Here is a 13274-nt window from a genome sequence, read left to right as displayed (position 1 = left end):
AGCGAGACGCCGCTCCCTCCCTTCGGTGTGGTGTCTATCAGCGGCAGGTAGCCGACGCGACCATTGTTGGTGAACCAAAGTCGTTTCGGAAGCAACGACATTGAGGATGAACACTCCAGGATCGCCGCTTCCATCTCCAATCAGGCAATACATCCAATGTGCTGTTGGTCACATTAAGCTCGCGGTCGTCGAGCAGGGCAAGCGCCTGACCTGCCGCTGTGGCCGCCACCAGTGCCGAGAGCACCGTTCCGCAGGCGATTTCACCCGCGGGGAAGCCACCCAGGCGGGCGCTGACGATCGGCCAGCCGGGATCACGGTCGCGTCTCGTCAAATCTAGGCACTGCAGACAGGTGCTTCGTCCAGGCAGCACCAGGGGACCGACCGAACCGAACCCCTCGAAGGCGGTCACCAGCAGATGGGGAACCCGCCGGTCGAGGAGATCCCGCACGAGCAGGCCGTCGAGCGGCTCCACCGGGGCGAGCACCACCAGATCGGGCGGTCTGGCGCCGTCGGCGAGCCGGGCCGCGCGCTCACCCGTCCAGGCGTTCACCCCCGGAGCCAGGGCCGTGATCACGGCGACCGCGCCGTCCTGCCTGCTCATCCCCACCTGCGCCCAGGTCAGCCCGCCGGGCACGATGTCGCATGGCCGGGCCGATCCGGGATCGACGACGCAGACGTTGCCGACGCCCGAGGCGGCGAGCAACGCGGCGACCTGCGCGCCCACCCGGCCGGCGCCGTGGACGCGCACCAGGGCCTCGCGTCTGCGCGCCAGCGCGCCCACCCCGCCGTCCGTGGCGCCGGGGGACAGGGACAGCATCTCCAGATCCGGCTGGAGCCGGTCCCGCTCGGCCAGCGGGAGTGTGCGCAGTGGGCCGAGGCCCGCCGCCGCGTCGTCCATCAGACCCCGGCCGGCCAGCATGCCGAGCAGTGCCCGGCCTCCCTCCTCACCGATCCCGATGTCGGCCGCGTCCGCCAGCACCCCGGGGAGGTCGCGCACGCCGTCCAGGCCCTCCACCCAGCGGCGGACCTCCGGCTCCAGGTCGGCCAGCATCACGGCGTGCCGGGGGTGCAGCCCGAACTGCAGGGTGCGTTCGTCGCGGGCGACCCGGCGCAACGCGGGCTTCAGCCGAGGCCGCATCGGGATGGACACTTCGGGTGATCTCGACGGGGACAACGGGATCTCCTTCCGGCGTGCGAGGACGGTCACCCTGCCGTGACGCCTCCCCGGCCGCCCGGTGAGGCGGTGCCGTGTCGGCGATGCGGCCTTTCGGGGACGTCGTGCTCGCGGAGTGCTCGCGGACGCCGCACCGGCAGGGACGTCACCGTGTCCTGACGGCCTCACGGCGACGTGCCGGAAGCGTGCCACGCGAACGGAAGATCCCGTCCGCGTTTCCCCCGGCCTGTGGATAACCGGCACCGTGGTCGGTGACCTGTGGAAAACCCATCGGGCTCCGGCCCCCGGCGTCCGGGCGGCCTGCACTACGCTCCCCGCATGAACGAGCTCCTGATCGACCGGCGCGACGGCGGAGTCGCGGTCCTCACCCTCAACCGCCCGGAACGGCGCAACCCGATGACCGACGGGATGACCGAGGAGTGGCGCGGCGCCGTCGCGGCCCTGCGGCGGGACCGTGAAGTGCGATGCGTGGTGGTCACCGGTGCGGGGAGCGCCTTCTGCTCGGGGGGAGACCTGTCCTGGCTCGCCGAGCGCGCGGCCGAGGGGGTGACCGGCCTGCGCGACCGGATGCTGGACTTCTACCGGACCTGGCTGTCGATCGCCGATCTGGAGGTGCCGACCATCGCCGCGGTCAACGGCGCCGCCGTCGGGGCCGGCCTGTGCCTCGCCCTGGCCTGCGACCTGGTCTACGCCTCCGAGGAGGCCAAGCTGCTCGCCCCCTTCACCTCGCTCGGCCTGCACCCCGGGATGGCCGCGACGTACCTGCTCCCCCGGGTCGCCGGCGTGGGCGTGGCCAGGGAGCTGCTGCTGACCGGGCGGACCGTGACGGGAGCCGAGGCGGCCGCGGCCGGGCTGGTCACCAGGGCCTTTCCCGGAGCCTCCCTGCTGGAGGAGGTGTTCGAGATCGCCCGCAGGACCGCCGCCAACGCGCCCGCCGCCACCAGGCTCACCAAGGTCGCGCTCGCGGGCGGCGGGCACGCGGACCTCGACGCTGCGCTGCGCTGGGAGTCCCTCGCCCAGCCGGTCACCATGGTCTCCGACGACATGCGCGAAGGCCTGGCGGCGCAGCGGGAACGCCGGCCCGCGCGATTCGGCGACTCCTGAGGCGGGTGTTATCCAGGTTAATTCGATAAGGAGCCGCCATAACCTCCAGGCATCGCCGAACAATCTACGAACACGGATTGACCAGCAGGAACGTCACTCACCCTCTGGTGTTAATTCATCTTTCTCGGCTACCGTTCATATGTGCCCCCCGAGACAGTCGAGGTCCGTCGAAGTTCTCGTCGCCGGCGGACGGTTTCCGCGTACCGTGACGGCGAGAAGACGATCGTGCTGCTGCCCGCCGGACTGAGCAGCAACGACGAGGAGCAGTGGGTACGGCGGATGCTCGACCGGCTGGCGGCCAAGGAGCAGCGGCGACGACCCTCCGACGACGACCTGATGGAGCGGGCCCGCGACCTGTCGGTCCGCTACCTCGACGGCCGGGCCACCCCGTCGAGTGTGCGCTGGGTGGACAACCAGCAGCACCGCTGGGGCTCGTGCACCCCCGACAACGGCACCATCAGGATCTCCACGCGGCTGCGCGGCATGCCGTCCTGGGTGGTCGACTACGTGATCATGCACGAGCTCGTGCACCTGCTCGTGCCCAGCCACGGCCCCCGGTTCTGGGCACTGGTGGAGCACTACCCGAGAGCCGAGCGGGCGAGGGGGTTCCTGGAGGGCTTCTCCATGGCGGCCAACAGCCCCGCGGAGGAATGGTGACCTCACGACAGGGCCTGGGGGAGACCCCGGAAGAGGCTTCGCGGGAGCGGGAGCGGGAGCAGGAGCAGGAGCGGGAGTGGGAGTGGGAGACGCCCCGGGAGTCTCAGACACCGCGGCGCATGGTGGCGGTCCTCGTCACGCCCTCGATCGCGGACGCGGCGCCGCCCGGAGTGGACGCCGGAGAGTTCCTGAGGGCCGCGGCCGAGGACACCTACGAGCTCGCCGCCGCGCTCGACCTCGTCTCACCCGTCCTGGTGACCAGCGTGCCGGGCATGGAGGAGATCGTCTGGCCCGGGACGCCCGTCGTGGAGATCCCCGACCTGTCGGGCCCCGCCCTGGTCCGCGCCGCCTTCGAGGCGCTGTCATCCGTCTCGGGGAGCTCGGGGAGCTCGGGGAGCTCGGGGAGCTCGGGGAGTTCCGGGGGCTCGGAGGGCTCCGGCACTCGGCGACCCGCCCCCGGAATCCCGCCGCACGAGGGGAGCGCCCCGCCGTACGGCGGGCAGGCGGTGCTGCTGAGCGGTGACGCGCCGGACCTGCCCGGCCTGCTGGTCGGCAAGCTCTTCCGCCGGCTCGGCCGCGCCCGGATCGCGGTCTGCCCGGCCGTGGGCGGCGGCGCCGTGGCGATAGCCGCCCACCTGCCCTACCCCGCCTGGGCCGGCGTGGGCTTCGACGATCCCGACCCGGTCCGGTCGCTGCGCGCCTCGGCCCCCGGTCCCCGTACGGTCGCCACAGGCCCCGGCTGGCACCGCCTGCGCACCCCGGGCGACGTCGCGCGGCTGGATCCCGGCCTGGAGGGCTGGGAGAACACGCGGGCGCTGCTGTCGGCCTGAACGCCGGACGACGACGCCGTCAGGGCGGCAGGCGCAGGTCGGCGAAGACGGCCCGGTGGTCGCTGCCGGGGACGGTGTGGACGCTCACCGCGTTCACACCCACCCGCTCGTCCACCATGACGTGGTCGATGGTGATGATCGGCGGAACGCCGCGCCTGTTGGCCGGCCAGGTGGGGACGAGCCCCGCGCCGACCCGGTCGGCCGCGTCCGCGTAGCCCCGCGCCAGCAGCCCGCGCAGGGCCGCGTGGTCGAGGCTGGCGTTGAAGTCGCCGGCCAGGACGCGGATCCTGTCGGGGACGGCGGGGGGAAGGGCCGCCAGGGCCCGCCCCCACTCGTGGACCTGTGCGCCCAGCGGCGGGTAGGGATGGACGTCGACGAACTCGACGGGCTTGGCGCCCGGCACGGTTACCAGCGCGGCCGGCATGTTGTGCCCGACCGGCTGGAACAGGTCGTCCAGCCGGGTCATCGGGTTCCGGGCGTACAGGCCGCTGCCCCGCGCGCTCCACTCCGTCTCCAGCACCCGGTACGGCATGAGCTCCTTCAGCCCGGCCGCGTCCAGCTTCCCGGCCAGCCCGGGGGTCAGCTCCTGGGCGCTCAGCACGTCGGGTCTCAGCCGCCGGACCAGATCGACCACGGCCACCGCGTCGGCCTTGCCGAAGAGCATGTTGAGGGTCAGCACCCGCAGCGCCGGCCCTGAGACCGAAGCCGCCTGCGCCGAGCCGACGGCACGCGGCAGCACGCTGAGACCCAGCGCCGCGGTGGCGGCCAGCGCCACCGCCGTGGCCGCGCGCCTGCGGGACAGCGACGCCAGCAGGAGGGGCACCAGCGAGCCGGCCGCGACGTACGGCGTGCCGGTCATGAGCTGCGTGGCCAGCGTCCCGCGCTCAAGCCCGGCCACCCTTGCCACGGCCCAGGCGGTGAACGGGACGACCGCCGCCCAGGCGAGGGCCTCGGGGACGCGCCGACGCCGGCGGGCAGGCGTCATGATCGCGCCGCCCACGTCTCCGCCGGCCGCCGTTCTCACCCTCAAGCCGCCCCGATTCGCTCATCACGCCAGTGGACAGAAACGGTAGTCAGGGGGGTGTGAGACGAGCATAAAACACCCGGCTATCCGGTACGGAGAACCTCACGGGCCCGGCGCGCCAGCCGCCGGGTCGCCTCGTCCGACAGCTCGGGGATCTCCTCGATCGGGAACCAGCGCAGGTCCAGCGACTCCTCGCTGATCACCGCCTCGACGCCCGCCGGGGCGACCGCGCCGTACTCCACGTCCAGGTGATGGCTGTGAGGCGGGTGACACCAGACCCGGTGCCGGTCGAGGGCGAGCGGGCCGGGAAGCAGCCGCAGACCCGGAATGCCGGACTCCTCGGTCGCCTCCCGTAGCGCCACCGCGGCGAGCGTCGCGTCGCCGCGCTCGCAGTGACCCCCCATGGGCAGCCACATCCCCGCCTTCGGATGCAGCGTGAGCAGCACCCGGAGGCCGTCGTGCGACAGCACCGCGGTCGTGGCCGTCAGGTGACCCGGCACGCACTCGCGCCACATCGCGTCCTCGTGGGCGTGCACGTGCTCCAGGAACTCCTCGCGCAGAAGCTCCTCCCCGGCCGTCGGCGCGGTCCAGCCCCGCAGCACGGACGCCGCGTCCGCCCGCAGGCTCCCGGAGCCTTCCGCGCCGGCCGGGTCCGCCGCGCCGGCCCGCGCCCTCGGAACCACCGAGGTCACCGGGACCGCCGGCCTGGCCGTGCCGGCCGGTTCGCCGAGCCCGCCGGCCCGCTCGCCCGGCCGGTTCACCCGCGATCGCCCTCGCCGCCGTCCTTCCGGTCGTCGCCGCCGTCCGCGCCGTCCGCGCCGTCCTCACGGCCCTCGCCGTCCTTCCGGCCCTCGTCCCCGGCGGAGGAGGACTCCCTGAGGGACGCCTCCAGGCCGGACAGGTCGAACTCCGGCTCGCCGTGGACGAAACCGGCGGGGTCGTCGAGGTCGCCGGCGGTGGGCATCAGGTCGGGGTGGCCCCAGACGGCGTCGCGCCCGTCGACTCCGCGGGCGGCCTCCAGGGCCTGCCACAGCGCCGCGGCCTCGCGCAGCCGGCGCGGCCGCAGCTCCAGCCCGACGAGCGTGGCGAAGGTCTGCTCGGCCGGGCCGCCGGTCGCCCGGCGACGCCGTACGGTCTCGGCCAGCGCGGCGGCCGAGGGCAGCTTGCCCTCGGCGGCGCGGTCGACGACGGTGCCGACCCAGCCCTCCACCAGGGCCAGGACGGTCTCCAGCCGGGCGAGGGCGGCCTTCTGCCGCTCGGTCTCCTCCGGCTTGAGGAGGTTGCCGCCGGACAGCGCCTGCTGGATCTGCTCGGGGTTGTTGACGTCGAGGCCGCGGAGCTGCTCTTCCAGCGCGGAGACGTCCACGGTGATGCCCCGGGCGTACTCCTCCACGGCGCCGAGCAGGTGGGCACGCAGCCACGGGACGTGCTGGAACAGACGGTGGTGCGCCGCCTCGCGGAGCGCGAGGTAGAGGCGGATCTCCTCGGCGGGCGTCTCCAGGCCCTGGCTGAACGCGGCGATGCCGCCGGGCAGCAGCGCCGGGTCGTCCGACAGGGGGAGCCCGATGTCGGTGGAACCGATCACCTCGCGGGCGAGCGAGCCGACGGCCTGGCCGATCTGCTGGCCGACCATCATGCCGCCCATCTGCTTCATCATGCCCATCAGCGGACCGGCCATCGCCTGCGCCTCGGGGGGCAGCCCGGCCGCGCCGAGCGTGCCGCTCATGGTCTCGACCATGCGCGCGGCTATCGGGTCGCAGAGCTGCCGCCAGACCGGGACGGTCTTCTCGATCCACTCCGACCGGCTCCACGCCTGTGGGCTGCCCGTCCCGCCCGGCAGCGCCGTGACCTCGTTGAGCCACAGGTCGGCGAGGTTGAGGGCGTCGACGATCTGACGCCGCTCGCCCTCCATGACGCTCGGATCGCCCTCGGCGACGACCACGTGACGCGCGATGTTCTTCGCCATGTCCCAGTTGACCGGGCCCGAACCCGATGGCGCGGAGAGCATGTCGGCGAACTGGCGCATGGCCGCCGCGATCTGCTCAGGGTCGCCGAACATGGCGAACGGGTTCTCGTTGGGGTCGTTTTCCCGACCTGGCAAGTCAGTCACCGCTCTACCTCGTGCAGGATGGAGGAGTCCACATCCGCCACGTTATCCGTCACACGGCGGGTCAGTGCAAAGCGAGGACATGGTGCCTACCTCGAAACGCCCGCGGTCCCCGGTCGTCGCCGTCACCGGCGCCGCCTCGGGAACCGGCCGCGCGTTCCTCGCGAAGGTCGCCTCTTCTGCGGATTTCCGCAGGGTCGTGGCCATCGACGAGCAGCGCGGCGACGTCCCCGGCGTCACCTGGAGGATCATCGACGTCAGGGATCCGCTTCTGGCGAACCGGATCTCCGACATCGACGTGCTCGTCCACCTGGCGGGAGACTTCGCCCTCGACGCCGACCCCGCCGAACGCAGGGCCTACAACCTGCGCGCCGCGCAGACGGTCCTCACCGCCAGCGCGGCCGCCCGCGTGCGCCGGGTCGTGCTCGTCACCAGCGCCATGGTGTACGGCGCGACACCCGACAACCCCGTTCCGCTGCCCGAGGACGCCCCCGTGGCGGCCGAGCCCGACACCGGCATGGTCGGCGACCACCTGGAGATCGAGGCGCTGGTCAGGCGCTCCCTGCGCAGCCACCCCGGCCTGGACGTCACCGTGGTACGGCCCGCCGCCGTGGTCGGCCCCGGGGTGGACAGCGTCGTCACCCGCCACTTCGAGGCGCCCCGGCTGCTCAGCGTCAAGGGCTGCGAGCCCCGCTGGCAGTTCTGCCACGTCGACGACCTGGTCTCGGCCCTTGAGCTGGCCGCGCTCGGCACGGTCTCCGGGGTGGTGGCCGTGGGCTGCGACGGCTGGCTGGAGCAGGAGCAGGTCGAGGAGATCTCCGGGCTGCGCAGGTTCGAGCTGCCCGCCGGGCTGACCTTCGGCACCGCCCAGCGCCTGCACCGGCTGGGCGTCACCCCGGCGCCCGCCACCGACCTCCACTACGTGGTCTACCCGTGGGTCGTCGACTGCGTGTCGCTGCGTGAGGCCGGGTGGAAGCCGGCGTGGACGAACGAGGCCGCGTTCACCGAGCTGCTGGAGCTGCGCGAGGGCAGGCACACCGTCGTCGGCCGCCGCCTGTCCGGCAAGGAGGCCACCCTCACCGCCGCCGGGGCGACCGTCGCGGTCCTGGGCACCGCCGCCATCGTCCGCGTGGCCCGCAAGAAGCGCCGCACGTGAGCCCGGCGCCCACGCCGCACGCGAGAGCCGGTCCTCGCGGCGCGTGCTCGCGGCGCGTGTGAGTCCGGTCCCCGCGCCGCACGCGGGTCCGGCGGTCGTGCCGCACACGATCGAGCACTCCGGCGCCGGGGCCGCCGGGCACCGGCGATGTAGGCTTTCGGCGTGGACGTCATCCGGCTGCTGGGCATTCGCGACACCCCCCTGTCCCTCGACGAAGTGTTCTCCGCGGTCGGCGACCACGCCGCCGGCGGCACGGCGATCTTCGTCGGCACGGTCCGCGACCACGACCACGACAGACCGGTCACCCGGCTGTCCTACTCGGCCCACCCGAGCGCCGAGGCGGAGCTGCGCAGGGTGGCCGAGAAGATCGCCGCGGACTTCCCGGTGACCGCCCTGGCCGCGGTGCACCGGACCGGTGACCTCGCGCTGGGGGACGTCGCGGTCGTCGTGGCGGTCGCCTGCCCCCACCGCGGCGAGGCGTTCACCGCCGCCCGCAGGCTGATCGACGACCTCAAGAGCACCGTGCCGATCTGGAAGAACCAGCTCTTCGCCGACGGCACGACCGAGTGGGTCGGGGCCTGCGACTGACGCCCGCCGCCGGCGGGTGGGTGCGCGGTTCTCCCACCGGTGATACGGAATAGGCTTCCTGTCATGTCACGACGAGCGCTGACACTGACGGTGGCCGGCATCCTCACACTCCTGCTGGGCATCGTCGGCGCCCTGCTGCCCGTGCCGTACGTGGTGCTGAGTCCCGGACCGACCGAGAACACCATCGGAGACGTCAAGGGCAAGCCCGTGATCAGCATCGAGGGTCGTCGCACCTACCCGACCTCCGGCGCCCTCAGGCTCGTCACCGTGGCATACCAGGGCGGCCCCGGCAACAGGATCGACCTGCTCAGCGCGCTGCGGGGCTGGCTCGACCCGACCATCGCCGTCGTGCCGAAAGAGACGATCTTCCCGCCGACGAGCACTGCGGAGCAGGTCGAGCAGCAGAACAGCGAGGAGATGACCGGCTCCCAGGACGACGCCACCGCGGCGGCGCTGACCGAGCTGAAGATCCCCTTCACCTCGGTCGTGACCGTGGCCTCCGTCCAGAAGGGCCTGCCGGCCGACGGGAGGTTCAAGCGCGGGGACGAGATCACCGCGGTGGACGGCGCCGCCGTGACCGACCGCGAGAGCGTCGCCGCCGCCGTCCGCAAGCACAAGCCGGGCCAGCGGGTCACCTTCACCGTCAACCGCGCGGGACAGAGCACTACCGTGGCCGCCCCCACCGTGGCCGCCAAGGACGGCACACCCGTCGTGGGCGTCAGCATGCAGGTCGGCTACAAGTTCCCGTTCAAGGTGGAGATCAACGTCGGTGACGTCGGCGGGCCGAGCGCCGGGATGATGTTCTCCCTCGGCATCGTGGACAAGCTCACCCCCGGCGAGATGACCGGGGGCAAGGCCATCGCCGGCACCGGCACCATCACCCCGGACGGCAAGGTCGGCCCCATCGGGGGCATCCAGCAGAAGATGGTCGGCGCCCGCGAGGACGGGGCGGCGTTCTTCCTCACCCCGGCGGGCAACTGCGCCGAGGCCGTCCAGGCGGTCCCCGACGGGCTCAAGCTGATCAGGGTGAACACGCTCCACGACGCCGTGCGGGCGGTCGACGCGATCCGCACCGGCGGCCCGACGGAGAGCTGCCCGGCGGGCTGACGGCCGTACCGGAGGGCGGTGACGCGGGGTGACCGTCCGGATTCCCGGGGTTCCACCGGGTTCTTCCGGGCACTGTTCCGCGCTCCCGCACGTTGGCATCGATGAACCCGGGATCCGCGGGCGTTGTGGCCGGACCGTGCCCAAGGGCTGAGCACGGCCGAACCCCCGCCGGTGTAGGTTTCCAAACACGGACCGTGCTCTCACGACAAGGGGTTGGCCTTGAGCTTCCGGACCCCCGGAGCCGGTAGGGCGATGCGCTTGCCCCGCCGGCCACGACTCTTGATTCCCACGGCGATCGCCATCGTCGCGCTCGTCGCTTTGTTCTTCCTGTTCGTCGGCGTCTTCACCGACTACCTCTGGTACGACTCGGTCGGCTACACCAAGATCTTCTCCGGTGTGATCGTCACCCAGATCGTGCTGTTCGTCGTGGGTGCCGTCCTGATGGTCGGGCTGGTGGGGGGCAACATGCTCCTCGCCTACCGGACGCGGCCGATGTTCGGCCCCGGGATGTTCGGCGGCGCCAGCGGCGCGGACCGCTACCGGATGGCCCTCGACCCGCACCGCAAGATGATCTTCCTCATCGGCGCCGCGGTGCTGGCCCTCTTCACGGGGTCCTCGTTCGCCGGACAGTGGAAGACCTGGCTGGAGTTCGTCAACGCCACCCCGTTCGGCGAGACCGACGCGCTGTTCCACTACGACGTGTCGTTCTTCATGTTCACCTATCCGTTCCTGCGGATGGTGCTGAACTTCCTGTTCACCGCGGTGGTGCTGTCGGCCGTCATGGCGGCCGTCGTGCACTACCTCTACGGCGGCTTCCGGCTCCAGTCGCCCGGCGTGCACGCCACCCGCGCCGCCCGCGTCCACCTGTCCGTGCTGCTCGGCGTCTTCGTGCTGCTCAAGGCGGTCGCCTACTGGGTCGACCGGTACGGCCTCGTCTTCTCCGACCGCGGCTTCGTGTACGGCGCCTCCTACACCGACGTCAACGCGGTGTACCCCGCCAAGACGATCCTGGCGATCATCGCGCTGATCTGCGCGGCGCTGTTCTTCGCCGGGGTGGTCCGCCCCGGGGCCATGCTGCCCGGCGTCTCCTTCGGCCTGCTGGTGCTGTCGGCCATCCTGATCGGCATGGTCTACCCGGCCCTGGTCGAGCAGTTCCAGGTCAAGCCCAACCAGCAGGGCAAGGAGCAGCCGTTCATCAGCCGCAACATCGAGGCCACCAGAAAGGCGTACGGCGTCGACCAGACGGAGGTCATCGACTACGCCGCGCAGGGCGACGCCTCGAAGGTCAACGTCAGCGCCGACAGTTCGATCTCCGGCGTGCGCCTGCTCGACCCCAACCTGGTGTCCAAGACCTACCAGCAGAAGCAGCGCATCCGCGGCTTCTACGACTTCCACGACCCGCTCGACGTCGACCGCTACCCGGACGAGTCGGGCAAGCCGCGCGACACCGTGGTGGCGGTGCGTGAGCTCACCGGCCCGCCCGCCGAGCAGGACAACTGGATCAACCGGCACCTCGTCTACACCCACGGCTACGGCTTCGTGGCCGCGCCCGGCAACAAGGTCGACGCCGAGGGCCTGCCCGCCTTCGACGCCAAGGACATGCCGGTGACCGGCTCCCTGGCGGAGCGGACCGGTCTGAAGGAGGCCCGGGTCTACTTCGGCGAGTCCCCGAGCGCACCCGAGTACGTCATCGTGGGCGGCGACCGCAACCAGGAGCTGGACTACCCGCTGAGCAGCGGCACCGGCCAGAAGAACACCACCTATGAGGGCAAGGGCGGCGTCCCGGTCGGCTCGTTCCTCAACAGGGTCCTCTACGCCGCCAAGTACAGCGAGATGAACCTGCTGCTGTCGGGCGACGTCAACGACAAGTCCAAGATCCTCTACGTGCGAAACCCGCAGGAGCGCATCGCCAAGGTCGCGCCGTTCCTGAGCCTGGACGACAACTCCTACCCCGCCATCGTCGACGGCAGGGTGGTCTGGATCGTCGATGCCTACACCACGTCCAACGCCTACCCCTACTCCGACAGCAGGAGCCTGGAGGCGATGACGCGGGACACCGTCACCGACCCGCGCCTGGTCGTGCAGCAGCCGCGCGACCAGATCAACTACATGCGCAACTCGGTCAAGGCCACGGTGGACGCCTACGACGGCACCGTCACGCTGTACGCCTGGGACGAGAAGGACCCGATCCTGCAGACCTGGCGCAAGGCGTTCCCCGGTGTCGTCAAGCCGAAGAACGAGATCTCCACCGGCCTCCAGCAGCACCTGCGCTACCCCGAGGCGCTGTTCAAGGTCCAGCGCGACGTGCTGTCCCGCTACCACATCAAGGACCCGAGCGCCTTCTACAGCGGCCAGGACTTCTGGAACGTCCCCAACGACCCGTCCTCGGGTGAGCGTGACATCAAGCAGCCGCCGTACTACCTGTCGGTCAAGATGCCGGACACGACCGAGCCGACGTTCTCACTGACCACCACGTTCGTGCCGCGCCAGGGGCCTAACCTCGCGGCGTTCATGTCCGTGGACGCCAACCCGGGGCCCGACTACGGGAAGCTCCGCATCCTGCGGATGCCTTCCAACACGACGATCCCCGGCCCGGGCCAGGTGCAGAACAACTTCCAGAACAAGTTCTCCGGCGAGCTCAATCTCCTCGGCATCGGAGGGGCGAAGGTCCGCTACGGCAACCTCCTGACCCTGCCGTTCGCCGGCGGCCTGGTCTACATCGAGCCGGTGTACGTGGAGACCGCGGCCTCCTCCGGGCAGGAGCCGTACCCGATCCTCCGCCGGGTGCTGGTCTCCTACGGCGACAGGGTCGGCTTCGCCGACACGCTGGACGCCGCGCTGAAGCAGGTCTTCGGGGAAGGCGCCCAGCTGCCCCAGCAGGAGGTGAACAAGCCGAACACGCCGGCCCAGCCGAACACCGCGCTGAACCAGGCGATCGGCGAGGCCCAGCAGGCCTACGACAGGGCGCAGAAGGCACTGAACGCCAACCCGCCCAACTGGACGGAGTACGGCGCGGCCCAGAAGGCGCTCTCGGACGCGCTGAAGAAGCTGGAGTCGGCCGCTGAGCCGTCGGCGTCCCCCGCTCCGACGGCGACGCCGACCCCGGCGCCGTCGGGCTCGGCCACGCCGTCGCCCACCCCGACCCCCACGTCGTCACCGAGTCCCTAGCAGGTGAAGAGCCCCGCAGGTCAACCGATTCGCGTCCACCGCCAAAGCCGGGTAGTCTTTAGACACACACCGACGCGGGGTGGAGCAGTTCGGTAGCTCGCTGGGCTCATAACCCAGAGGTCGCAGGTTCAAATCCTGTCCCCGCTACCAAGGCCGAGGGCCCGGATCTCATCGAGATCCGGGCTCTTCGCATTTCCCTGCCTCCGTCCCACCGTGCGCCGGCCGCCGCGCCGCTGATTTGCCTTGTCTCCGGGGGGCGGGTAATCTTTAGACACACACCGACGCGGGGTGGAGCAGTTCGGTAGCTCGCTGGGCTCATAACCCAGAGGTCGCAGGTTCAAATCCTGTCCCCGCTACCA

The 13274-nt window shown here is 71.5% G+C and carries 11 protein-coding genes and 2 tRNA genes; 9 read left to right on the top strand and 4 right to left on the bottom strand.

The genetic code is table 11. The features are described 5' to 3' along the window. Nucleotides 1–37: 37 nt before the first annotated feature. Nucleotides 38–1138, bottom strand: a complete 1101-nt coding sequence (locus tag ACFYSC_RS04160; protein WP_389956400.1) for a ThiF family adenylyltransferase — start codon at nt 1136–1138, stop codon at nt 38–40. Nucleotides 1139–1492: 354 nt separating this feature from the next. Between ACFYSC_RS04160 and ACFYSC_RS04155 the strand changes: the two genes are divergently transcribed. From ACFYSC_RS04155 to ACFYSC_RS04145, 3 genes are all read left to right on the top strand, one after another. Next, nucleotides 1493–2278 carry an enoyl-CoA hydratase/isomerase family protein gene (locus ACFYSC_RS04155; protein ID WP_362939352.1) on the top strand — a complete coding sequence of 262 codons (786 nt, stop codon included), beginning with the start codon at nt 1493–1495 and terminating at the stop codon, nt 2276–2278. A gap of 141 nt (nt 2279–2419) precedes the next feature. Then, nucleotides 2420–2935, top strand: coding sequence for a M48 family metallopeptidase (locus tag ACFYSC_RS04150; protein WP_389956397.1), 516 nt, complete (start codon nt 2420–2422; stop codon nt 2933–2935). After that, nucleotides 2932–3765: a hypothetical protein gene (locus ACFYSC_RS04145; RefSeq protein WP_389956394.1), complete on the top strand. Its 834-nt coding sequence runs from the start codon at nt 2932–2934 to the stop codon at nt 3763–3765. The genes ACFYSC_RS04150 and ACFYSC_RS04145 overlap by 4 nt, the downstream gene beginning before the upstream one ends. A 19-nt stretch (nt 3766–3784) precedes the next feature. On the opposite strand, the gene ACFYSC_RS04140 is transcribed toward ACFYSC_RS04145, so the two are convergent. The 3 genes from ACFYSC_RS04140 to ACFYSC_RS04130 all read right to left on the bottom strand — a co-directional run bounded on the left by ACFYSC_RS04140 (nt 3785) and on the right by ACFYSC_RS04130 (nt 6899). Beyond that, nucleotides 3785–4750: an endonuclease/exonuclease/phosphatase family protein gene (locus ACFYSC_RS04140; RefSeq protein WP_389956391.1), complete on the bottom strand. Its 966-nt coding sequence runs from the start codon at nt 4748–4750 to the stop codon at nt 3785–3787. Between the two features lie 122 nt (nt 4751–4872). Next, on the bottom strand, nt 4873–5472 hold the full coding sequence (locus ACFYSC_RS04135; RefSeq protein ID WP_389957919.1) for an NUDIX hydrolase: 600 nt from the start codon (nt 5470–5472) through the stop codon (nt 4873–4875). 74 nt (nt 5473–5546) lie between these two features. Further along, on the bottom strand, nt 5547–6899 hold the full coding sequence (locus tag ACFYSC_RS04130; protein WP_389956388.1) for a zinc-dependent metalloprotease: 1353 nt from the start codon (nt 6897–6899) through the stop codon (nt 5547–5549). Nucleotides 6900–6978: 79 nt separating this feature from the next. Between ACFYSC_RS04130 and ACFYSC_RS04125 the strand changes: the two genes are divergently transcribed. From ACFYSC_RS04125 to ACFYSC_RS04100, 6 genes are all read left to right on the top strand, one after another. After that, nucleotides 6979–8052, top strand: a complete 1074-nt coding sequence (locus ACFYSC_RS04125; RefSeq protein ID WP_362939361.1) for an NAD-dependent epimerase/dehydratase family protein — start codon at nt 6979–6981, stop codon at nt 8050–8052. Nucleotides 8053–8214: 162 nt separating this feature from the next. Further along, nucleotides 8215–8640 (top strand): molybdenum cofactor biosynthesis protein MoaE, encoded by a 426-nt coding sequence (locus tag ACFYSC_RS04120; RefSeq protein WP_362939364.1) that lies wholly within the window; start codon nt 8215–8217, stop codon nt 8638–8640. 63 nt (nt 8641–8703) lie between these two features. Continuing rightward, a complete protein-coding gene (locus ACFYSC_RS04115) occupies nt 8704–9747 on the top strand; it encodes a PDZ domain-containing protein (RefSeq protein WP_389956383.1) in 1044 nt (347 codons plus the stop codon). A gap of 252 nt (nt 9748–9999) precedes the next feature. Continuing rightward, nucleotides 10000–12915, top strand: coding sequence for a UPF0182 family protein (locus tag ACFYSC_RS04110; RefSeq protein ID WP_389956380.1), 2916 nt, complete (start codon nt 10000–10002; stop codon nt 12913–12915). 73 nt (nt 12916–12988) lie between these two features. Next, a tRNA-Met gene (locus ACFYSC_RS04105) sits at nt 12989–13065 on the top strand. A 132-nt stretch (nt 13066–13197) separates the two neighbouring features. Next, nucleotides 13198–13274 (top strand) — tRNA-Met (locus ACFYSC_RS04100).

The sequence above is a fragment of the Streptosporangium sp. NPDC004379 genome (assembly GCF_042873875.1).
In the GTDB taxonomy this organism is placed as follows: domain Bacteria; phylum Actinomycetota; class Actinomycetes; order Streptosporangiales; family Streptosporangiaceae; genus Streptosporangium.
This window is presented reverse-complemented; position numbering and strand designations above follow the sequence as displayed.